This window comes from Acidovorax sp. sic0104 (assembly GCF_019219095.1).
Taxonomy (GTDB): Bacteria; Pseudomonadota; Gammaproteobacteria; order Burkholderiales; family Burkholderiaceae_C; genus Acidovorax.
This window is the reverse complement of record NZ_JAHUWH010000007.1, coordinates 42129-62749: the sequence shown is the minus strand read 5'-3', so window position 1 is coordinate 62749 and position 20621 is coordinate 42129. Positions and strand designations below refer to the sequence as shown.

Genomic DNA, 20621 nt, shown 5'->3' with positions numbered 1-20621 from the left:
ACTGGCTCGGCCGATCCGAGGGTCCCACATGCCTTGTTCTAGCTCTTGCCACGGTAGGTCCTAACACCTTGGCTTCTCGTGCGGGGAGGAGGGGGAAGGCAGTCATGGCGAGTACCCGAGATCCACACTGTGTCGCGCAGGTAGGACAGAGTCTTCGGGAAGTGCTTAAGGTTTGGATGCCGGAGTGTGATGGTTAATCGCTGTCCTTCGAGAAGGTTGACCGAGAACAGGGCCAGCGTCTGGTCAGGGGGATTGAAGATCAGCTGTTCTACGAGCGATGGATTGTCGCCTTGAGCTAGCGTCCAGAGCAGGTCTGCTTTTGGCATCGGTTCCATCGGTGAACGGATGGTTGTGAAGATCCTTCTGCAGACAATTCGGTACATCTGGTCTGCTGCATCTTTGGTGACGTCTTTGAATCGCTGAAATGTCTTGCCGCCAGGTGGCGCGGCCCTCGTGATACTGACCGTCTGCGGGGCGAGTGTGAGCCTCTTCAACTCCGGCGTGGTTTCGATCACAAGGCTTGTCAGCGGGAGGTCCGGCAGATGCTGGTTGCCCTGAAGATCCGCTGCCACCGTGTACTGTTTTTTTACGCTGCTCGGAACGAGAAAGAAGGGGCTCCGGAAGCCGGTGTAGGAACCTACCAAAAGGCGCCGGATGTCTTCGTGCCCAAGTTCAACTGTCTCTGCCATCGTGCCCGCTATTCCGCTGGGGTCTTGCCAAAACGGCTGTCCAAAGCGCCGAGCTAGCCGAGCGAATACTTCATCGATCTGTTGCAGCCGTTCGTGCCGCGTCATCTCCCTAGGACCGGCGCTGATTTCGCTATCTTGGGATGAGTCTGGAACAGGGTCCTGTGCGGTCGCGAGTAGTCCGGGCTCCGCATCTATCGAGCCTGGCGCAGCATCGCGCTCGTGTCGCAGCACCATGCGATATTGGGCCAAGCGGGATTCCCACGTGCTGTAGGCTTGTTTGAGGAGCTTCAAGCGGGGGCTCCAAGAAGCTGCAGATGAGAGCATGAAGCCATCGTCTCCGCAAAAGAACGCCGCTCCGCTCATGCCGGATAGCACCAGATGGAATGCGCGCTTGGGCTGGCGCAGCTCAGCAGGATTGTCCAGACTCGGAGTTTTAGTCTCGAACGATAGCGAACGGAGGATCCAACTCACGAGCGCATCCATAGGCTGGAGTGCGGCCTCCAACAGGAGGCTTTCGCTTTGGTAGAAGCGGCCTTCGCGATACACTAGGCGGTTGACCGATTCCTCGGCAAAGAGGGTTCTCGGTTGCGAGGCACAAAACTCCAGGATCGATAGATAGACCGCTCGCCTTTTCAAGGTGGGCGAGTTGAGCTTCATCTCGGCAAAGAACTCGCCGAACGTGAAGGAGCGTCCCGCGTTTCTGTCGATGTACTCCACTGTCGCGGCGTAGAGTTCAAACGGGGCCGGGGGCAAGGCCGCAGGGGCCCGCCTGCGGGCAGTTGTGGGCGAACCTGCAACTTCGGTATGTTGATCTGGAGGCGGTCGAACCTGAGCTGGAGCCGCATCGGAATCGGTACCACGGTCCGCGTAGCTGGGGAGCGGGTCAACGCCAGAGAGCTGGGTGAGTCTGGCGCGCACCTCACGCGCACCAGAATCAAGCCTGGAGAAGTCTGTTTTCCCCAGTAGCTTGGCATGGAGAGAGACCCGGTTTAGTTGGTCAACTAGCGTGGCCACGCCTTCGAGCAGTGGGGGCGATGACTGGCACCAGATTGCGTCAAACCATCCCTGGATTTCTTCAATTGCGGTCGGCATCGTGATCATGACGCCGAACTCAGTGCGGCGCAGAATGCCGGCATCAGTGAGGTTCGCGGACCCGGTATAGGCCCCGACAGCGCTGACAACAGTCTTAGCGTGCACTGCGGGGTAATGGTGGACCTTGCCCTCGTGTTGTTCCAGGAAGCGAACCACCTCTGGACGGTCGGTTACCGACGTCGCCTCAAGCCACGCCTCAACGTCAGACACGAGTCGCCAGGACGCGGCCAGTCCAATTAAGCGACGCAGGTAGTTCAGCCCGATGTATGGGCTGACGATGCACACCGCCTGCCCTTGGACAATTTGGACTATCGCGATATCGAAGGGCGATTCTTGATCCGAATTCTCAGGCGCGTGGTAGAGCAGCTTGTGCATTCATCCCTCTGTTGTTGGCGTCCTTGCCACAGCATTTTGACAGGGCACCTGCGTTCGCTATCCTTGTCCAGTACCTACACCTCTCTGCACACTATGAAGGGAATCCCGATGAGAACTGGCGAGCAAGCCTCCTCCGAAATGGCCAAGATGCTGGCGGTGCGCGACCACTCCCAGGTGATCGGCGAGTTCATCGACTGGCTGAGCGCCAACGGGATGACTATCTGCAGAGCCAATGGCGGGCTTCGCGGAACCCTTTTTCACCCGGTAGGTATCCCCACCGAGGAACTGCTTGCCCAGCATTTCGGCATCGACCTGGAAGCGGTCGAGGTGGAGCGACGTGCAGTGTTGGCCGAGCTCCGGGCAGGGCAGCATTGACTGCCGAGCACCCGTTGTGCGGGTGGCTTGCGCCGAGGGTTCTTTGGCGCTGCCAGCGGATCACATTGGCCCTGCGCTCGCTGTAGCAGAGGCACCGTGGCGCGCGGAGTTGGTGGGGAACGTGGTAGCAGAGGTGCAGGCGACTTTCGGCACCGTGAGCGATGGCCTGGTTCCACAGCGTGCACGGCACTACCGGGATGACGTGCTTACGATGTACTACCGGTGCCTCTCGCCGCGAGCGACGCGTGTGCGATACCGCAATGTCTGGTCGGCCAGCCAGTGCGCAGGCCACTCCCTGGTGATCGCCGACAGCCTGCTCGCCAGGACCCATCGCGGGCATGGCTTTCTGTCGGAGCGTCTGGAACGCTGCCAGGCGCTTGAGCCCCGCATCAGCCACATTGAACTGGAGAACGTCTTCAACGTTGGCTTGGTGGACTATCTCAAGGGCAAAGGGTGGACGAAGCGCCGGATTGGCCCCGTGGACGGCCCGAACGAACCCGTTACAGGGGCTTGCTGGTTCATCGCACTTTGAGGGTTTCCTAGGCAGGCTGATTGCAGCGGTACGCCAACGACGCTGCTCAGCGCTTCTGGCTGGGTTGGGGCAATGACGTTCACCGTAGCTTGTACACGAAGCTTTGCCCGTATCTGCCCATTTGGGTACCGCCAAAAAATCGGTCCCCGACATTGAACAGCCTGGGAAGTTGGAGCAACTCGCCAGCACCGGCTTCCTTCTCGTATAGGTGGAGCACCGCGACGAACAGGGCGCCGACTGCGTTCAGGCAGTTTTTCAATGTCGCGCGCTCGAAGTACATGTCACGCTGATGCTTGACCTTGTTGTGGTCGGACCACCAAATGGGGGGCTGGTCGGCCGTCCAGCTGATCCACGGCTGATGCCTTGCGCCGTAGCGGGGCAGTTGAACCTCGAAGGCCACAAAGTTCGGGCAGTTGGCGGTCACCTCGGGGTAGTACGCGCCAATGGTTTTCGCCTTGCTCGCCCGGTCGAAACGCTTGCATAAGAGCTTCAGCACTACGTCCACCTCTGCACTCGCACCAAGCAGCAAGCGGGCTGTCTCCAGCGAATAGGTCCCATCGTTTCCTGAGAGGTCCACATACCTCGATAGCCTGTCCAAGTCCTCTTCAATGCGAGGAAGTAGTTCCAGTGTGCAAAAGCTGCCGCACGGTGAATTGTCATGATCGCTCCGGCTCCTCTGCGCAAACTGCACTATGGATTTTCGGGTGGGATGGGCATACCAAGCGTGTCGCGGATACGGGTCAGTCGGCTGGCTCGCAGGAAGCATCCCCCACCGGGTCTGCGGCCTCGTTTTCGTAGACCTGGCCTTCGGCGTGAGCAAGGGCGATGGTGCCCGCATTCAGCGCGGATTCCCATGACTGGAAGTCGCAGTCGGCCGCAGAATGGGGCTTGAACAGCAACGCTTCGTTCTCCACCAGCTCCAGCAGCACCCAGCGAAAGCTACCGTCGTGGTCTGGGTCGGCGATGATTTGTAGACAACAAGAAGGCATCAAGTTCTCCTGCAGTGTTGTTTTCAGCTTGGCGGGGGCCCGCCGACTGAGCTTCGGAATGCGCCTGTGTAGCGCACCCAAAGGGAAAGAAGTCGCCGCATCAACAATTGACCAGTCAACCTTGCGAAGCGCCTTCTACCAAGTGACGATACTGCTGAAGTAGACCTTGCGCCAACTGTCGCCAGCCGGAGGTGATGCGCTCGTGGGCTGAGGGGTCATCGTGGCCGTGCGCGAGAACTGTTTTTCCTTCGAGGTCGTACGTAGAAGCTTCGCTGACCACCCCGCGTTGGAACGCGATCACCGCCTGAAAGAGGGGCTTCGCTGCTGGCAGGCACTTGAACAGGTCTGCACGTGGCCCTTCGACAAGCCAGTGTGGCCAAGCACTGTGTTCCTGCACCGTCAGCACTCGGTCCATATCGATGCTCAAAAGGTGAATCGGATCAAAAACGTCCTGGGGGACAAAGCCCCGCCGAAAGTCCCATGACTCCAGCCACTCAAGGTGCGCCTTGGAGATCAACAGGGGCATGCAGCGGCGAGTATGGAACAGTGACTCATTGAACTCCGTCAGGTTGTGCTGCTGAGCAGCGAGCACGGTGGAGTGAGATGCCAGGGACGGGAAGATCCTCAGCAGTACCTCCTCGGGGACAAAGTCAAGATTTTTCAGATCAGACCAGTAACGGATATGGACTCGAAATCGGCCTTGCTTGCGTTCGTAGATGAGAGGGCCAGACGCCAACCTATCCTGAACTGTGGTGTGCTTTTTGGCATTCGTCAGGATGTAATAGTCGGTGATTGGTCCCGGGTAGTCATTGGTCTTCGCCAACTCCTTATCGATCTCATCCATAGTCAGCGATTTGGTGGTCCAACACTTTGACTGTCCGACAATTCCCGAACGAATGTTGGTTGCAATCAAGTCCACTCCGCCCTGCCCCTGTCCCACGTCGCCATAGACGCTAAATGGCACGTGGACAAGATCCTGCATCCAATGCCACCCAATCTCCTGGAAATCCTCCCACCTGCTAACCGATAGATCCTTCATTGCGTCTCTCTCTTTGTGGCGTTGTTGGACTTCGCCAAAGTGCCCCAGGCGGAGCGAGGGGATGGCCCTTGCCTGGTCGGGGTCGGGGATGTTCTTTACGCATCTCGCCACGTCACCATCTCCGGCGAAGTGAAGGCAGTTTACCCAGGGCCCAGGCACGCGAATCTCCGATCTCTCGGTGGAGCGTATCGGCCCGGTGAGAATCAGCGCCTTCGATCATTTAACGGGGGGAGGTAGTCATGGGAGAGGCACGGCGGCGCAAGTTGGCCCAGGTAACGCAGGTGAGCCTTGGCAGGGACCGTATGCGGGGTCCCTGGCCTTTGAGCAACCCAATTGAGGAACAGCGGCTTGCGTCCCAATTTTCAAAGCTCGGAGTCGATATCAGTGTGCCGGGGTTCCAGGACAGCCCTGCGTTCCTGGCCGAAGAAGCTCGCCGCCCCGAGGTGATGGATGACTACGCGCGCTTCGTGGAGGCGCGCGGGTACACCGAAGAAGAACTTGCTCTCGCCCAGAGGAAGGTCGAGGTGGCCGCTGAAGTCGTAGCGGCGGCGGTACATGCGGATGGACGGCTGGGCCTGTGCACGGTGGCATCCGGCGTGCTCTCCCGAATTCTCGACGCCATGGGGGTGTGGAACTACTGCGCGAAGGCCAGCATGGCAATCACCTTTCCGCCGAGCGTCTCCCTGGAAAAGCGCACCTTCTACACCCTTGACAGTGGCGATACCGTGGCCGCGCACGCGGTGGTCGTAGCCCCCCCATTTTTGATAGTAGACGCAACGGCCTCAGCGCAGCCCTTTGATGACGTCGCGATGTCGGCCGCGCTGCCGAAGCTGGTGCTCGAAAAGGAGTTCACCCCCTACCAGTGGGCCGACGACGATCTGGCGGCGCCCCACGTGCTTCACGCGCTCTCGCGCCAAGGGGTGTCGCTGCGCAGCTACCTACGCTCGGAGCTGCCCGAGCTCTTCGAAAACCTCAAAGCGCTCCCTGGTCGTCGCGTGGCCATCCCCGGGGGCTCACTCGACTATGTGGTGACCGGCGTTGCCGGGCTGGTGGAGACGCTGCCAGAGATCCCGGAGGCGCAATACCTCGCAGGGATGAGTCCGCAACAGCTGTATGAGGAGCGGGTGCTTCCCCGCTTGAACGCTGCGGGTCCATAGCCGCGCCTTCCCGCCCAGCTATTTGGCGCCCCTTACTGCAAGCTCGGCGAACAAAGAAGCGCCCCCTTTGCTCACTTTGTTGAGGGGGTTCTTTCGACAGTATTCGTTCATCCAGAGAACCATTTGGGCATTCGAGGAGACGTTTTTCAAAGGGTCTTCTCCGTGCACGATTTCGTACATCGCAGCGATCCCGCTCATGTACCCTGATAGCCAGACGGCGTTTTGAGGTGAGGGGTTTTGGACCCAAGTGCCGCAGTCGATGTCCCCAAAAGTGGTGAACGCCCACGCCGGTTGGGCGAGGCAGATCATGGCGGCCAGGGTGGCAAGAAAGCGTTTCATACGAGGTTTCAAGATAGGGCGTCGTAGCTATCAGCGACCCCCAGTCGTGCGCACGACCACGGAGTCAAAGTTCGATTATTCCCAAATTTGAGAGGGTTGGGCCGGCGCGGACGATGGCGGGTGGGTCTCCAGAGCACTGTGTTCAGCTCACGAGGTAAAGGTGGCCAAACTCCGCATTGGTTGCTGCCTTCCAGTAGCGGATCGCCGGTCCTCGGGCACTTCTGCCTGAGGCCGAGCGGCGAGGGGGCGCGCCTTGGAAAAGCTGCTTTCGGCATATGACGGCGGCCCTCACATCTGATCTGCTTTGTCCACGACCAGGTGGTCACGCCGCGTGCGGCTGTATCGGGGCTTTCCGGGGCTTTGTTTTTATCACGACATTTCACGAATATTGAAGAGATAGAAATGCGTCTGAGTACCGCATAAACATTAGCGTTGTGACTGAATTGGGTGTTCCTCCTGGGTCGGTTTTCCGTAGCAGCAGCAAGAGGGCGGGCGCGGGCGACGGCCGTCCAACAAAGTACCGCATTCCTCCCTAAGACCAACAAGGAAAAGGGTAACTCGCTGGGGCTAATATTAGTAATATTAGTGTTACTATTCGGTCTATCTCGAAACCTGGAGCCATATGGACAGCCCTGACATTCACGCCATTCGGCGACAAAACCTTGACGTGATCCGGACCACGTTCAAACTGACCCAGTGGGACCTGGCTTTGCATCTCAGCGTGAACCAGTCCGCCGTCAGCCACTTCATCACCGGCCGGGTGCCAGGCACGAGCATGGCCAGGCGGATCGAGCGTGCCTTCGGCTTGCCCGAGGGCGCCATGGACCTTGAGGGTGGGGCGGCTCAAGCCCGACTTGCTAGCGCATCCCTCCCCCAAAGGTCCACGCCACCGACCTCTGTCGCTACGCCTGCATCGCCCCAGGCCATCGACACGCAGCCGCTCCAGCTGAATCTGACGTTCACCAACCCGATGCACTACGCCGCCCTAGATGCGCTGGCAAAGCTGCTTGGTTCCGGCCGCGTGTCGGATGAGGAATGTGCGCAGATGCTGGCCCGCTTCACTCTCCAGCGAGCAGGAAGTGCGAGGGCGCGTGACGGCGACGTGGATGGTCTGCTTGCTCGGCTCAAGGTCAACGAGGTCCAAGTGGTCTATACGGGCGTTGGCGGCCACGCAGAGGCGGTCTCGCGCTTGAACGCTGAGTTCGATCCAGCGTTGTCCGCATCCCTGGCCCGGCACGTAGTAGCCCTGGAGGGGCTCTCGGACCAGACCACCCACGAGTTTCTGGACCACTTGCGGAACGCTTGAGCGGCCGGTGATTGGCTCCAACGCAAGGACTGAACCCACTCGTGAGCCGAGGAGGAACACATGGCCGCAGAGCTACCGAACCCGCAGAATGACGCACCTTTCAAATGCCCGTGTGATGGCGAGAACAACGATTGCGTTCATTGCGACGGCACTGGCTGGACGCGCCACAAAGTGGAGTTGCGGTCCCGGCGCACGCTGTCGCTGGAGAAAGCCACCCCTGGACGGTTTCGCAGCAAGCAGGAGTTGCTCTTTGAGCAGCAGTTCAAGCGCGAGATCCCGCATCTCGCGGCCAGGGCGTTTGCGCTGCGGAAGGAAGGTATTCGTAGCAGTGTTTTCGTGGAATACATTGACCGCTTGGTTGAAGCACTCGACGCTAAGCACACGTTCTCTCTATGCCGTCACTTTGCCCCGAAGATGGCGCATGACGGTGAGCTGTCGGCGTTGCGCTCGCGGCTAGAGCAGTTGGATCCTGATCCTTCCGGGCCCGTGGGGATCGTCCTCCAGGCGGTATCCGCTTGTATCCGCGCTGGGGCATGCCGCACAAGCACAGGTGGAAAAAAAGACCGCGCACTGTCCGCAGCACACAAGACGGGAGACACCTCGACGCCAGTGGCGAGGGAGAGGCCGTTTGCGTGTCGTCTCTGCGGCTCGATGATCTACAACCAGGAACAGCACAACCAACTGTTTCATCCCAAACCCGAGAGCAATGGCGCTAGGGCTGCGAATAAGCCGCTGCCTAAACAAGCGCTGGATCCAAGCCCGCGCCCGTCGCGCCGTGCGCCCAGCGCTCCCACACCGAGAAGGACTGCTCGCACGCGAGGTAGCTCAGGCCCCGCAGCTGCGCGGGGCATTGAGAGCGCCCGAGCCGATACCGGTTCCGTAGAACAGGCCATGGACGCTCGCAGGACCTGGGGCGGCCGGTTCCGTGACACGAACGGGACGTTTGGCTCCTACCCCCTCCATGACAACATGGACGATGAGTCGGGGGCGGGGTAGGGGGGCCGACGCAGACCCGGCGATCCTCGAAAAGTGTTTTCAAGCTACGGTGCGACATGATCATCCGTCAACTCGATACCCAGAGCGCTTCTCACCTTCGTGCCCTACGTGAGGTGGTGGATGTGACCGGGACCATGGGCTCTCCCAAAGAGCGTGAGACCGCCTTGCGTCTTGAGACGATCGAAGCCCTGTTGGAGCAACCGCACGAGACGCTCGGAGGGGAGATTGATGGCGTCTTGGTCGGGGCAGCGACTCTCTCGCTAATGCCTGAAGACCCGTGGGATGATGACGGCGGCATCTGGTTTGGTGTGTCTGGGGTGATGGTGCATCCAGACTTTTCCAACCGAAGCTACGGCCGGCAACTCATGATGGCATGCCTCACCCTCGCGGCCGACAGAGGGGCCAGGGGTGTTCTGCTGGAAGTGAACGTCCCGAACCCCCTCGCCCGACGCTTGTATGAGTCGCTCGGCTTTGACGCCTGGTATACCTCCGAGAACGCATATGAACGCGGTGGCCAGGTCTTTGATCGGGTGTGCATGAAGAAGTTGCTCTAATCCCTGAAGCCCAGGGGTAGATTGATGGCTCGCTGTCGGGCTTCGGCTTTTGGGGGCGGCTGGCATGGGCACTCCTAGGAATGGCGCTAGTTCAGCCGCGCCAACACCTATCCGGGCCAGGTTTGAAAACCGGCCGCAGCTCTATATCCACACCTGTAGCTAAGGTCAGGCGCAATGAATGAAATCCAGTACATCGAGAAATCACCCAGCGGCAAACCTACCGGCCGTAAGGCCACCATCCATGGCGAACTAGTCCCATTCGGCCATACCGATTTGCTGGAAAGAACGTTGGGCAAACCTTCTAGACTCAATCTGAGGATCCAGAATGCCAATGTCATCTCCAGCTCGATCCCTGAGATTCCTGTAGGCCCGTCAAAGCCTCTGGAAACGACCATTGAGACGCACTTGGCTGTGAGGCACGTTGGCCTAGTAAGGGGCGGGTGGTTTCCTGCCGGGCTCGAACAAGCGGTTGGCAGTGTGATTCTCATCGACAGGTGCACCCTGACCGAACTCAAAGGGCGCTTTAAGCCGGGTGGCTCAAAGGCAAGCGGCGGGGACTTTGTGGACTGGTTGGACGACCCCAATGTCAAGCTCAGCCCCGCACTGCTTGCGTTAGAGGGGAATCAGACCGAGCACCCGTCGGCAGATGCCATTGAGGCGCAAATGAAAGAACACGCAGGACATCTTCGCGCGCTTATCCCCAACGCCACTGTGATCGGCGATTCACCGAAAATGTTGAAGGCGCTTACAGCACTTGCATTCTCGGAGCAGCATCAAACGGCCTCTGAGCGAACGATCGAGTTTTTGCTGAGCACTGAGCCCCTGTTGCGGCATCCTGTCAGTAGAGCGCGACTGCCCGGTGTTATGGCCCAAATCGCAGCGAATGCCGGCGCCACGGGCCTGAGCCTTAGGGACCCTGCGGTAATGTGCGCGATCAGCGCCGCTGGCGTGCGGCACGGTCGCAACGCCGCAAAACGAGCGCTCAAATTCGTCAAGGCACCCTACACCCGAAAGGAAGCCTACAACGCTATGTGCGACATGCGTGCGCTGAAGGCGTTCGCGAGCCTTTTGTCGGTTTTGCCGGACGAGAACGCCATGTGGTGCACAAGCGACAAGGACCTGAGCTTGGTTTGGTGTGGAATGAGCCTGTCGAAGTTTGATCCGGGTTCCGGACTTTCATCCACCACCGTCACGTCCAGCCCTTTAGAGGCCTTCCTCCCCATGGAGGCCCAGTTGATCTACAGGCAGCTGCTGACCGACGCCGGCTTGACTTGAGCGCGGATTGCGAGCGTACCCAACGGGCAAAATGACGCTTTGCCTCAGCTGAGATGGCTGATGAGCGATCAAACTCCCAACAGGGAATGGAGCAGACATGGCCAACTTTGGACTGGACGGATTTGAGTTCGAGGCGGAAGCGTGCATCAATGGCGTGCTGGTCAATCCGGCGCTGCCCGCTTCCTTCGACCACACCCCAAACGAGGACCGTATGGTCAAGGATGTGGAACGCTGGGCGATGCGTCCCTTTATCGTCACGGCCCGTTTCAGCCCGCCGCGCGACGAGTTGCTCCTGGATGAATGGCGCCACAAATGGGAAACCGCCTGGCCAACGGGCGTGCGATATGACGTCCGCTGCCTGGACTTCGGTGCGTGGGATCGCTCCACCAGTTGGGGCTCCTACCCGAGCCTTGAAAACGCGCTGCAAGGCATCCGGGACCGAAAGGTTATCGATTTTCGTGAGATTTCGTCGTGGGGCGACCGCTGACCGCCATCTGTGCGATTTCTAACGTGCGCGGAGAGCGCCATTCTTTGCGAGGTCCGTTGCCCGAACTGCGTTTTCTAGTCGGGCAATGAGACTGTGATACTTGTCGTTAATGTAATCCGATATGGGCGATATTTACAAAGTAACCGGGGCGAACGTTCGTGAAACCAACAGTGGATGCCAGCTGTTCGAGATCCAGCTAAACAATGAGCTGAGGGCAACGAAGCCCGTGCCATCCCGGGAAGTCGATAAGAGATTGTGCGAACTGTACAAGCTATTTATTGCCAATGACGAAAGCCTGGATTTTCTTCTTGGTAAATATATTTCCATCGCCGTAAGGCAGACTCGCTATGGGCTTGAGTTTAGCTCCGTTGCTAGTTTTGACGCGATAGGCGACTTCCACCACCTTCTCCAAAGTGCCAATGGGAAGGCCTTCCAAACACAGATGAATATATATGGCTTCCTATTGCGAAAAAGCTACCCCAAGAATGTTGATGGGTCTATCACCCTGAAGCCGCCTTATGCCAGTTTTAATATAAGCAGCGAAAATGTATGCTATCCCAATAATCTGGGGCCGAATCATTTGTCCTTGGATAACATTGCGATAGTTTTCGAAGAGTTTTATAAGAACAAGTCCATCGATAACTTAAATTACGATCGCTGCGAAAAGTATGTCCTTACGCCGGCATCGATTGCCATCGAAAGATTAAGTTATCACAAGTCCCAGAGCAGGGTTCTCGGGCGTGACATTTTATCTGTGCTGACCATTGGGGATCTGCTTAATGAAGAGCAGCAGTCCTTCGTTTCGAAGAGGTAGCGGGGGATCGCGCTGAAACAACTTCGCAGGTTTTATTTCAACCAGGGTATTTTGAGGGAAAAAAGATGCTACGAGCTGAAGAATCGAAAAGCAAGGGAAGATGGAAGAAGCTGGCCACATACGCCATATTGCTCGTGATACTGGCTGCTCCGCTCCTGTGGTTCTACTCGGTGTACAACAAATACTATGAGGGCGTTGCGCAACGGGAGCAGGCGAGCGACCAGCAGAGTGCTGTCCCCGGTCAAAAACCGGCGCAGTAGCCGCAGTAGCCCCTTTCGCATATCGGTCGCACCGCGAACGGGATGGATGGAGGCGGCGTCACCCTTGGCCGCCGCCTCCATCCGTGAGGCCGCTATGGAGGAAATGCCGAGGCCGGTGGGGATTCGAAGAACGTGGACATCAAGCGGGAAGGGACTGTCGGCTGCTGCTGTGAATACGCCACGCGCCTATGAACGCCGCACCCGCAGCCAAGCACCCAGTGGCAAATTGCCACGGCGATTCATAGATGATCGCGTTCGACAGCCAAGCTAGGCAATTCATCCCGATCACCAGGCGCAGCCGGACGCCGCCCAAATAGAAAAATGCGTAGGTGACGCATGAACTGCCGAGCGCAAGCAAAGCAGATATTGGTCCACTCCACGTGACCGCTGCCGCCGCCCAAGTTGCCGCCACGAACGCGACGCATAGCAACACCTTCTTCCGCGCGGTCAGGCTATTGGGGCGAATAGCCATATAGTTCCGCAGAAATATTATTGAGCACAACGCAGTAGCAGTTGCAGAGCCAATCGCGGCATTATGTGCAATGGTGAAAAGGGAGGCCCAAAATGCGTTTCTGCGCAATGCAGTGTCATTTTTGACAATAAGCCCCACAACATTCAAGATCAATGCAATAATCCCGGTTGCATGGGCTGCAAAGAAAAGCAAGCCTAACTTATCCATCAAACCCCCAATTACCTATCATTATAAATGCAGTCGCCTGAAAAAGACATTCCAAAACTGACTATTCGTGTGGCTACAGAAAAAGATATAGAAGCGGTAGATCAATTAAGGATTGGCGCCTACAAAAGCGCCACATGGTTTACCGCCGATGACTACGACCGCCTCAAAGTCGCTGCTGACCCCGAAGGCACTTTCGTCCTGGTGGCTGAGCCGCATGACCAGCCCGGATCGCTGCTCGGCACCGTGGCTATCGCCGTCTCCCAGGATAGGAAGGCTCTGGAAAACGCGGTGGGCGCGAGCCTGGAAGGCCGGGACCTTGATTTCCCTTGCGCTACGGTCATGCGCCTGGCCACCGCCGAGAATGCCCGTGGCATGTGCATCAATCACATCCTGCGCGCTTGCTTCGTAGAGAAAGCGTTGCAGGATGGCCTGGAATTCTTCTGCTCTTCCCAGGCGAAAGGGACGCCGAACATCGAGGCGATGAAGCAGCTCGGGTATCGGTTTGAAGAGGTCCCGTCTTCGTTGATGAGCACGGTCAAGGTCGCCGACGACTCGCTGATGCTCAATTGGCTGAATCGAAATGACTTTGAAGAAACGCTCCGAAAGATCCACGCGTATTTGACCGCTAAGAATGCACCGCGCTGGGAGTTGGTTGCTTAGCGAACCAGCGGCGAGCCTCCACTGGGCTCATGGCCTCATCGCTCAACGGTGCCGGCGAATGCGCACACAGGGGGGCTCCCTCCAAAAAGATGGGGGAGGCAATCTGGTGCTGGCCAAGGCGATCCTTTTGAACCAGCCCCAGGGGCTCGACCTGAGGATGGGCCAACGCTTGGGCAACTGAATTGACGCTGGAGCAGGCGATGCCGCGCGCTCCCAGAATGCCCTCCCACTCCTGGGCGGCGAGGCGAGAGAAGGCGCCCTGGAGGACGCCATTGAGCTCGTGGGCACGGTCCAGCCTCACATGGTGCTCAGCGAAGTCCTGGGCAACGCTTTCATCCACCCCGAGCAGCCTGCAGAGCGTTGTGAACTGCTGATCGGAGCCGATGGTGAGCATCAGGTACGACCCCTGATCGCAAAGGAACCGCCCGAAAGGGCTGATGAACGGGTTGGCGTTGCCCACAAGCGTCTGGCTGCGTCCGGTCAGCAGGGTGGACTGCGCAAACGGCCCGAGGAGCGCGAAGCCCGAGGCGAACAGGTTTGCCTCCACCAGTCCGCCGACACCCGTAGCCTGGCGCTGGTGCAGCTTGGCCACGATGCCCAGCGCAGCAAAAAGTCCGGTGGACTGATCCAGGATCGGTGGCGCCGCCTTCATGGGCCCGCAGTCGGCGTTGCCCGTGAGGCTCATCCAGCCGGAAGCCGCTTGGGCGATTGCGTCGTACCCCGGCCGCTGTGCGAACGGCCCAGAGCCCCCAAAGCCGGTGATCGAGCACCAGATCAAGCGCTTGTGGTCCCCCATGAGTTCGCTCTTGCAGAGCCCCAGCTTCTTGAGCGAGCCCACCTTGAAGTTCTCGACCACCACATCCGCCTGGGCGATCAGAGCGCGGACGTGCTCGATATCACCGGCATCCTGCAAATCCAGGTGCAGCAGGCTCTTGCCTCGGTTGGCGGCAAGAAAATGAGGTGCCACCTGCTCCCGGTGGAAAGGAGGCCCCCAGGTACGCGCCTGGTCGGGGCTCTGGGGTGACTCCACCTTCAACACCTGAGCGCCCAAATCGGCCAGCAGCATAGCGCAGTAAGGTCCAGAGAGGATGCGGCTGAGATCGACCACTCGGATTCCCTGCAACGGGAGGTTCTGATGCATTGAAAAATCGCTTTCTGAAGCCTGCGGTGCTCGCGCAGTTGCTTGAGCTGGAGAGGCCAGCGCTCAAACGTCAGAAACGATTATCAAAAGCCCCCCAGAGAAAAGTGGTGCGAAACGCGGTCAATATGGCCCTGTTTGCGAGGTGGCGGCTGTTTCTCTGGGGCTCCGGGGCTGCGGAGTCCGTAGGCCGGTGGATGCGAGGGCGACGCCGCAGGTGCGCAGCGCTTGAGCGCGTCCTCCCAGTGGTCTGCCGGGTTCTTTTTCAGCTGGACTCAGCTAGGGCTTGTGACGAAAAATGGCTCCAGATGGATTTTCCAGTCCATCCATGTTTTGGGGGTCAGTTGGGATGCATCTACCATGACATAGTAAATTGCCATCAAAATGGCGCTTCCGAAAAGTGCGCGCCAGTACCTCCCAGGGTCGCCGGATGCAGCAACCCAGAGCCCGAGCCGGCTCAGGAAAAGGAATACAGCAAATCCAGCAACGGCTAAAAACCACCCAGAGCCGAGGTATGTCAGCACGCCTACAAGTGCCGCAGCCACTATTGTGCGGATTGCGACCAGAAACAACTTGTCCTTGACCCATTCGCCAGCGGTATCTGTTTTCATGCTCGAAAACGCAATCGGTGTCATAACTGCAGACAGGGCGAGGACAAGCGAAGCATTAAACAGAGCGGATGCTGGTGCCCAGAATAGCAGGGTTGGCAATACCCCAAGCACGATAGTAATGGTCATGCCAAGCTTGCTATATTCGTCGTTCGGTTCTCGCGGATCGATCAGCGCAACCCTCATGACGTAGAAAATCAAAAAAGGCAACAGAATAAATAGAAATAGCATTTAGATCCCCCCCTGAATTGCCCGCGTCACTCCGGCCGCCAGTCCTGCGGGTACCGCTCCCTCGATGATTGCGAGTCGGGTATCCGCATTATGTTGATGCGCTGTGCGACCGGGAATCACCCAATTGTGCGAGGAGACCTGATCGGCGGGCCCCTAGCGCGCATAGGGTCCGGCAGGGGACGGTATCTGCACTGGGCGACCTCCTACACCGGCCATGTGCACGCATTCCTAGGATGGGCCCCTTTCACCCAAGGAGCCCCCATGTCCGACAACAAACAAGCCACAGCAGCCGACCGAAAGCTCATCAGTTTGGAGCAGGACTACGAGGTCCGCGACTGGTGCAAGTCGCTCGACTGCACCGAGGAACAGCTGCGCGCGGCGGTCAAAGCTGTGGGCAACTCGGCCGAAGCAGTCCGGCAGCACCTCTCCAAGCGGTAGGCGCCGGCATGGCCACCAGGCGGGCACCGCAGCGCGCCGCGCCCGCAGCGGCGAGGGCCGTGCCACTCCCCGAAAAGCTGGCGCCGCAGCTCGCCACCCTGGTGGCCGGCCCCCCGGCCGACCCCGAGCAGTGGACCTTCGAGACCAAATTCGATGGATACCGCATCATGGCCCGCGTCGAGAGCGGTGCTGCTCGCCTTTTCACCCGCAATGGCCATGACTGGACGAGCAAGATGCCCGAGCTTGCCCGCGAACTGGGCGCACTGCCGGTGCAGGCCGCCTGGCTCGATGGCGAGGTGGTGATCCTGGACCACAACGGGCTTCCGGACTTCCAGGCCCTGCAGAACGCCTTCGACGGCCGCACCTCCAAGATAATGGTTTTCTTCGCCTTCGACATGCCGTTCTGCAACGGCTCTGATCTGCGCGGGGTAGCGAACGAGCAGCGCCGAGAGGCCCTGAGCCGCGTCTTGCAGAGCGCCGGAGGCGGTCGGCACCGGTTTAGCGAGGGCTTGGACGCTCGGCCCCAGGAGTTGCTGGCCACGGCATGCAAGCTGGGGTTTGAGGGGCTGATCGGGAAGAGGAAGTCGGGGCTCTACGTCTCGCGGCGCAGCGACGACTGGATCAAACTCAAGTGCACCCGCCGCCAGGAGTTCGTGATCGGGGGCTTTTCTGACCCGCAGGGATCCCGCAAGGGGCTGGGCTCGCTCATTCTGGGTGCACGGGAGCGACGGCTCCCTCAACTACGCCTGCAGCGTGGGCTCCGGGTTTGACGACAAGACACTGGTGGACCTGCACAAGCGGCTCAGCGCGATCCGCACGCCAAACAGTCCCTTCGCGAACCCGGAGGCCGTCGAGACGGCCGCGCACTGGGTGCGTCCCGAGCTGCTGGCCGAGGTCTCCTTCGCGGATTGGAGGAAGGAGGGGATGGTGAAGCATGCAGTCTTCCGGGGGCTTTGTAGCGACAGGCCGAAATCCGGCTTCCGCACCATGTATCCGCTGAAATCCGCTTTTCTCTCAGCTTCGTTGGTGTACGTTAGCGGGACAGGGGCCGGGCAACCTCTCCCCCTTTTGTGGGATGTGCGAACAGATCTTCGCGATGTAGAGTTAGATCAATTTTGGTTGTAACCCTGTTAGGTAAACGGCGGCTATGGTCTAGTCGTTGATTCTCGAAAAAACACCTGGCCGATCAGCTGAACAGACCTTCGAGGGATCTCTATGCGCACCACTCACTTTGTTGTTCTTTGTACGGCTCTAGCTCTCCAATCCCAGTTACCCGTGGACGCACAGACTAGGGGGCTGCGCGAGTGCCCCACAACCGGCTGTAGCCCTCGTGGGGGACCGTCACCGGACGCTACGCCCCAATCAGGTCGTACCGGTTCTTCGGGCGGTCAAACAGCTCGGGCACTTGAAGCTGTCGGTTCCTATCTTGAGCAAGCCGCACGCGACGCAGCGCAACACGATGCTGATAGAGCAGCGGAGGCTGCTGAGAGGATGGAGCGGGAAAACACGAGGCGAAGCGAAGAACGATTGCGGGCGGAGGAAAGGGCTGCTCGTTTAGCTCGAACCGCTGCAACCGTGACGACCGGGCAAGGCAAGCTGGCACCGCGCGAATCACTCTACGACACCGATGACGATTCGGACGGCAATCAGCTGATTCGTCAGATCGCAGCTAGCGGAGCGACTTTCGTCCCAAAGAATCCTCAGGCTAATCATACTGGAGAGCCGTGTGTGTTTTTCACGGCTCCCTTGGTTCGGGTGGATGGAGGGGGGCTGAATGCCTATGCGGATAACTCTTACGTGGCTTACGGAAAATATTATTACGTATGTCGTGATAGAAGATGGGTGAGTGTTGGCTTGGCTTCTGCGTTTAAGAATGTAAGTGAGCACGCGGCGGAGAATTTAGAGAGAAACACTCGTTCAATTCAAGTGTATGAGAAGGAGTAGGCTGTGCACCGCCTTTTGAAATTGGCAAAGTTTCTCACTTTTAGCTGCGTTGGCTTGTTCAATCCGCTGTGTGCTAAGGCGGATTGCGCATCCGTAATGCAGAGTTGTTCAGCTAACTGCGAGTCTTCGATGACCTCTGGTTTTGTGGTGGGGCTGGCAGGGGCTCTCGGGAGAAACAGCGCTGCTTATCAACAGGGGCAGAGAGATCTCCAGCAATCCCAAGCTTGCAGTGCTCGATGCTCGGCGCAATATGATCTTTGTGAGGCTACGGATGACCGGCGACGCGCAGAGGAAGAGGCATCTCGGAGGGAGCGACTAGAGCGGGTAGATGCCGATAGGCGTTTGGACGAGCAGCAAGCCGAGGCAAGGCGCTCGCTGGCGGAGCGGAATGCAACTGACTGGTATAACAAGAAACGCGTTGCAAACCGCGTGATCTCACCACCGCTTACCGAGCCGCTGCAAATAAGGGATGCGAGTTCCTTGTTTGTGGAAGCTCAGTCTCACCTAAAAGATGGGAATGTAAAGGCTGCAACCGTGATCTATCGGCTAATCATTCGCGCCAGCGTAGAGCCCCGACATCAACAAGCTGCTCGCAATCTGCTCAAGCCGCTGGTCGTGGATGAAATGGAGAGCGTTGCGGTTTTCGGAAAGAAAGGTGAGTTCGCAGGACTGGTTAGTGAATACGACCACCTTAAGCTCTATTCGAAGGGGGAGATAGCTGAGTTGAAAGGACTGGACCCATCGTTACCCAACGCCGAAGAACGCGCCACGAGTTATGTAAATGACAATTCGAAAGCAATCTTTCGTAGAATTGCAATATCGACATTGAAGGTAGCGCCAAAAATGCATGCGGACGCAATAGCCAGCACTAACAGGACAATAGCTGATGCGCGAAAAAAGGCGTTTGCCGCGATGGCTGGCGCTCGGACTTGGATTCCGATTGCTGATGGCTGCGAACTTCACATCTTGGTGGAACCGGGCTCAATGGATTTGGTCTGGAATGGAGTCTGCGTGGAAGGTAAGGTAGCAGGCGAAGGCTCTTACTCTCTAGTCGGTGCCGGAAGGCAGGTTCTTTTCTCTTACAAAGGGTCGTTCAATGAAGGGAAAATTCACGGTCGAGCGCAAGCTGAATGGGCATCGGGCGTGAAATTTGAGGGAAACTACGAGAATGGTATGCGTCAAGGACCCGGAATATTGACTGAAGTCAATGGCGATAGATATGTTGGGGAATTTATTAACGATCAACTATCCGGTGCGGGAGTATATCATTATACAGACGGGCGAAAATTTGAGGGAGAATTTCTTGGCGGCAAACGATACTCTGGCAGGGAATTTTCGGCTGATGGGCGGCTGCTTGCTATATGTTCTTTTTATTCATGCTTGCCGCCACAATGAAAGGTAGGCCGATGCGAACTTGACGGTGTTTCTTAGAGTTCCCACAGATCCTGAGGCGCCAGTGCGAATTGGTGAACAATAAAAATGCGCTCTAGAGCTTCAAGAATAATCTTCCATAGCAGTGTTATTCAGGCCTGAGCATATGCCTAGACGTCGCATCCCGGATGATTGCATAGATCCAAAACGCTACCCACTCTTCATGGCTCGCTCGGTTTTGCAAGAGTTGATACCGGGGAGCGAAGCCATGTTGATAGCCCTGCACAAGAACGCCCGCACCATGACTGCCGTGCGTACCTAGATCGCGGCCAGCCATGAGACGGCCAGCGTCCTGGCCCAGCGCTTTGGCATCACCGAGCAGACGGTCTACAAGTGGAAGAAGCGCGAGGTCTTCGGGGACCGCTCGCACACGCCTCATCGTCTGCAGACGGTGCTCACGCCCACGCAAGAGACGGTGGTGGTACATCTGAGGCGAATCCTGCTACTGCCGCTCGATGACCTGCTGGCGTTCACGCGCGAGTTCATTTGCGCCCATGTCTCGCGCTCGGGCCTGGACCGGTGCCTGCGCCGCCATGAAGCGGGCAACCTCAACGACCTCAAGCCCCGCGAGCCGGCGGTGGTCCACAAGGCCTTCAAGAGCTACCAGCCGGGCTATGTGCATATGGACGTGAAGTACCTGCCCCAGATGCAAGACGAGAGCAGCCGGCGCTACCTGTTCGTGGCCATCGACCGGGCCACGCGGTGGGTGTTCGTGCAGTTCAAGACCCACAAGACAGCGGCCAGTGCCAAGGCCTTTCTGAACGCACTGCCCAAGGCCTGTCCGATCAAGATCAACAAGCTGCTGACCGACAACGGCAAGGGGTTCACGGACCGCCTGTTCGCCAGCAAGGAGCGCGAACCCAGTGGCCATCACGAGTTCGACCAGCTGTGCCAGGAGCTGGACATCGAGCCCCGGCTGACAAGGCCCAGGACGCCCAAAACCAATGGCATGGTGGAGCGCTTCAATCGCCGCATCGCAGGCGTGCTCAAGAGCCACCGCTTCAACAGTCGCGAGGACATGCAGCAGACCTTGCAGGCTATGTGGCGCTGTACAACCACCAATTGCCGCAGTCAGCGCTGGGCAGCAAGACGCCCATGCAGGCCATGAAAGAGTGGTACCAGGAGCGCCCGGATCTGTTTCTGAAGCGGCCATATGATCGTCCGGGATACGACACCTAGACCGAGGCCCGCCTGCGGTTCTACGCGAGCGTGT

The 20621-nt window shown here is 58.5% G+C and carries 22 protein-coding genes and 1 pseudogene; 15 read left to right on the top strand and 8 right to left on the bottom strand.

Annotation, left to right across the window (positions count from 1 at the left end; translation table 11 throughout):
• Positions 1-38 precede the first annotated feature (38 nt).
• Positions 39-2156, bottom strand: a complete 2118-nt coding sequence (locus KW835_RS12955; RefSeq protein ID WP_218382975.1) for a phospholipase D-like domain-containing protein — start codon at positions 2154-2156, stop codon at positions 39-41.
• Between the two features lie 138 nt (positions 2157-2294).
• Here KW835_RS12955 and KW835_RS12950 point away from each other — a divergent pair, with 138 nt between their 5' ends.
• Together KW835_RS12950 and KW835_RS12945 are read left to right on the top strand one after the other, a co-directional pair.
• The gene (locus KW835_RS12950) at positions 2295-2531 is read left to right on the top strand and encodes a hypothetical protein (protein ID WP_218382974.1); all 237 of its coding nucleotides are present in this window, start codon (positions 2295-2297) and stop codon (positions 2529-2531) included.
• 154 nt (positions 2532-2685) lie between these two features.
• Positions 2686-3063, top strand: coding sequence for a hypothetical protein (locus tag KW835_RS12945; protein ID WP_218382972.1), 378 nt, complete (start codon positions 2686-2688; stop codon positions 3061-3063).
• Positions 3064-3142: 79 nt separating this feature from the next.
• Here KW835_RS12945 and KW835_RS12940 read toward each other — a convergent pair whose 3' ends face one another.
• The 3 genes from KW835_RS12940 to KW835_RS12930 form a co-directional block, all read right to left on the bottom strand.
• Complete coding sequence (locus tag KW835_RS12940) at positions 3143-3640, bottom strand: hypothetical protein (protein ID WP_218382970.1); 498 nt, start codon at positions 3638-3640, stop codon at positions 3143-3145.
• A 163-nt stretch (positions 3641-3803) separates the two neighbouring features.
• Entirely contained in the window at positions 3804-4052 is a 249-nt protein-coding gene (locus KW835_RS12935; protein ID WP_218382965.1) for a hypothetical protein, read from the bottom strand.
• Positions 4053-4167: 115 nt separating this feature from the next.
• Positions 4168-5091, bottom strand: a complete 924-nt coding sequence (locus KW835_RS12930; protein WP_218382964.1) for a hypothetical protein — start codon at positions 5089-5091, stop codon at positions 4168-4170.
• 320 nt (positions 5092-5411) lie between these two features.
• Between KW835_RS12930 and KW835_RS12925 the strand changes: the two genes are divergently transcribed.
• A complete protein-coding gene (locus KW835_RS12925) occupies positions 5412-6248 on the top strand; it encodes a hypothetical protein (RefSeq protein WP_218382963.1) in 837 nt (278 codons plus the stop codon).
• A gap of 18 nt (positions 6249-6266) precedes the next feature.
• Here the strand turns inward: KW835_RS12925 and KW835_RS12920 are convergent, their stop codons facing one another.
• Positions 6267-6587 (bottom strand): hypothetical protein, encoded by a 321-nt coding sequence (locus KW835_RS12920; protein ID WP_218382962.1) that lies wholly within the window; start codon positions 6585-6587, stop codon positions 6267-6269.
• Between the two features lie 622 nt (positions 6588-7209).
• Between KW835_RS12920 and KW835_RS12915 the strand changes: the two genes are divergently transcribed.
• The 6 genes from KW835_RS12915 to KW835_RS12890 all read left to right on the top strand — a co-directional run bounded on the left by KW835_RS12915 (position 7210) and on the right by KW835_RS12890 (position 12019).
• On the top strand, positions 7210-7893 hold the full coding sequence (locus KW835_RS12915) for a helix-turn-helix transcriptional regulator (protein WP_218382961.1): 684 nt from the start codon (positions 7210-7212) through the stop codon (positions 7891-7893).
• A gap of 60 nt (positions 7894-7953) precedes the next feature.
• Positions 7954-8889: a hypothetical protein gene (locus KW835_RS12910; protein WP_218382959.1), complete on the top strand. Its 936-nt coding sequence runs from the start codon at positions 7954-7956 to the stop codon at positions 8887-8889.
• Between the two features lie 56 nt (positions 8890-8945).
• Positions 8946-9443: a GNAT family N-acetyltransferase gene (locus KW835_RS12905; protein ID WP_218382956.1), complete on the top strand. Its 498-nt coding sequence runs from the start codon at positions 8946-8948 to the stop codon at positions 9441-9443.
• A 174-nt stretch (positions 9444-9617) separates the two neighbouring features.
• A complete protein-coding gene (locus KW835_RS12900; RefSeq protein WP_218382955.1) occupies positions 9618-10718 on the top strand; it encodes a hypothetical protein in 1101 nt (366 codons plus the stop codon).
• Between the two features lie 97 nt (positions 10719-10815).
• A complete protein-coding gene (locus KW835_RS12895; protein ID WP_218382953.1) occupies positions 10816-11205 on the top strand; it encodes a hypothetical protein in 390 nt (129 codons plus the stop codon).
• A gap of 121 nt (positions 11206-11326) precedes the next feature.
• Entirely contained in the window at positions 11327-12019 is a 693-nt protein-coding gene (locus KW835_RS12890) for a hypothetical protein (protein ID WP_218382952.1), read from the top strand.
• Positions 12020-12418: 399 nt separating this feature from the next.
• Here KW835_RS12890 and KW835_RS12885 read toward each other — a convergent pair whose 3' ends face one another.
• A complete protein-coding gene (locus tag KW835_RS12885; protein ID WP_218382951.1) occupies positions 12419-12943 on the bottom strand; it encodes a YgjV family protein in 525 nt (174 codons plus the stop codon).
• A 42-nt stretch (positions 12944-12985) separates the two neighbouring features.
• Between KW835_RS12885 and KW835_RS12880 the strand changes: the two genes are divergently transcribed.
• Entirely contained in the window at positions 12986-13618 is a 633-nt protein-coding gene (locus KW835_RS12880) for a hypothetical protein (protein WP_218382950.1), read from the top strand.
• Here KW835_RS12880 and KW835_RS12875 read toward each other — a convergent pair.
• On the bottom strand, positions 13584-14759 hold the full coding sequence (locus KW835_RS12875; protein WP_218382949.1) for a CaiB/BaiF CoA-transferase family protein: 1176 nt from the start codon (positions 14757-14759) through the stop codon (positions 13584-13586). The genes KW835_RS12880 and KW835_RS12875 overlap by 35 nt on opposite strands.
• 272 nt (positions 14760-15031) lie before the next feature.
• The gene (locus KW835_RS12870) at positions 15032-15595 is read right to left on the bottom strand and encodes a hypothetical protein (protein WP_218382948.1); all 564 of its coding nucleotides are present in this window, start codon (positions 15593-15595) and stop codon (positions 15032-15034) included.
• Positions 15596-15856: 261 nt separating this feature from the next.
• On the opposite strand from KW835_RS12870, the gene KW835_RS12865 reads away from it, so the two are divergent.
• The 5 genes and pseudogenes from KW835_RS12865 to KW835_RS12845 all read left to right on the top strand — a co-directional run bounded on the left by KW835_RS12865 (position 15857) and on the right by KW835_RS12845 (position 20587).
• A complete protein-coding gene (locus tag KW835_RS12865; RefSeq protein ID WP_218382947.1) occupies positions 15857-16033 on the top strand; it encodes a DUF3606 domain-containing protein in 177 nt (58 codons plus the stop codon).
• 59 nt (positions 16034-16092) lie between these two features.
• Positions 16093-16803: a non-homologous end-joining DNA ligase gene (ligD, locus tag KW835_RS12860; RefSeq protein ID WP_218382946.1), complete on the top strand. Its 711-nt coding sequence runs from the start codon at positions 16093-16095 to the stop codon at positions 16801-16803.
• Between the two features lie 13 nt (positions 16804-16816).
• Positions 16817-17158: a hypothetical protein gene (locus KW835_RS12855; RefSeq protein WP_339385543.1), complete on the top strand. Its 342-nt coding sequence runs from the start codon at positions 16817-16819 to the stop codon at positions 17156-17158.
• Between the two features lie 1161 nt (positions 17159-18319).
• Positions 18320-19372 carry an MORN repeat-containing protein gene (locus KW835_RS12850; protein ID WP_218382942.1) on the top strand — a complete coding sequence of 351 codons (1053 nt, stop codon included), beginning with the start codon at positions 18320-18322 and terminating at the stop codon, positions 19370-19372.
• 298 nt (positions 19373-19670) lie between these two features.
• Positions 19671-20587: pseudogene (locus tag KW835_RS12845) on the top strand (IS481 family transposase).
• Positions 20588-20621: the final 34 nt, after the last annotated feature.

What these genes read in the sequence shown, in the direction of transcription:
- KW835_RS12950 (WP_218382974.1), top strand. Translation starts at nt 2,295, where the DNA reads ATGGCCAAGATGCTGGCGGTGCGCGACCACTCCCAGGTGATCGGCGAG.
- KW835_RS12905 (WP_218382956.1), top strand. Translation starts at nt 8,946, where the DNA reads ATGATCATCCGTCAACTCGATACCCAGAGCGCTTCTCACCTTCGTGCC.
- KW835_RS12890 (WP_218382952.1), top strand. Translation starts at nt 11,327, where the DNA reads ATGGGCGATATTTACAAAGTAACCGGGGCGAACGTTCGTGAAACCAAC.
- KW835_RS12930 (WP_218382964.1), bottom strand. Translation starts at nt 5,091, where the DNA reads ATGAAGGATCTATCGGTTAGCAGGTGGGAGGATTTCCAGGAGATTGGG.
- KW835_RS12875 (WP_218382949.1), bottom strand. Translation starts at nt 14,759, where the DNA reads ATGCATCAGAACCTCCCGTTGCAGGGAATCCGAGTGGTCGATCTCAGC.
- KW835_RS12935 (WP_218382965.1), bottom strand. Translation starts at nt 4,052, where the DNA reads ATGCCTTCTTGTTGTCTACAAATCATCGCCGACCCAGACCACGACGGT.
- KW835_RS12895 (WP_218382953.1), top strand. Translation starts at nt 10,816, where the DNA reads ATGGCCAACTTTGGACTGGACGGATTTGAGTTCGAGGCGGAAGCGTGC.
- KW835_RS12915 (WP_218382961.1), top strand. Translation starts at nt 7,210, where the DNA reads ATGGACAGCCCTGACATTCACGCCATTCGGCGACAAAACCTTGACGTG.
- KW835_RS12955 (WP_218382975.1), bottom strand. Translation starts at nt 2,156, where the DNA reads ATGCACAAGCTGCTCTACCACGCGCCTGAGAATTCGGATCAAGAATCG.
- KW835_RS12870 (WP_218382948.1), bottom strand. Translation starts at nt 15,595, where the DNA reads ATGCTATTTCTATTTATTCTGTTGCCTTTTTTGATTTTCTACGTCATG.
- KW835_RS12865 (WP_218382947.1), top strand. Translation starts at nt 15,857, where the DNA reads ATGTCCGACAACAAACAAGCCACAGCAGCCGACCGAAAGCTCATCAGT.
- KW835_RS12880 (WP_218382950.1), top strand. Translation starts at nt 12,986, where the DNA reads ATGCAGTCGCCTGAAAAAGACATTCCAAAACTGACTATTCGTGTGGCT.
- KW835_RS12920 (WP_218382962.1), bottom strand. Translation starts at nt 6,587, where the DNA reads ATGAAACGCTTTCTTGCCACCCTGGCCGCCATGATCTGCCTCGCCCAA.
- KW835_RS12900 (WP_218382955.1), top strand. Translation starts at nt 9,618, where the DNA reads ATGAATGAAATCCAGTACATCGAGAAATCACCCAGCGGCAAACCTACC.
- KW835_RS12910 (WP_218382959.1), top strand. Translation starts at nt 7,954, where the DNA reads ATGGCCGCAGAGCTACCGAACCCGCAGAATGACGCACCTTTCAAATGC.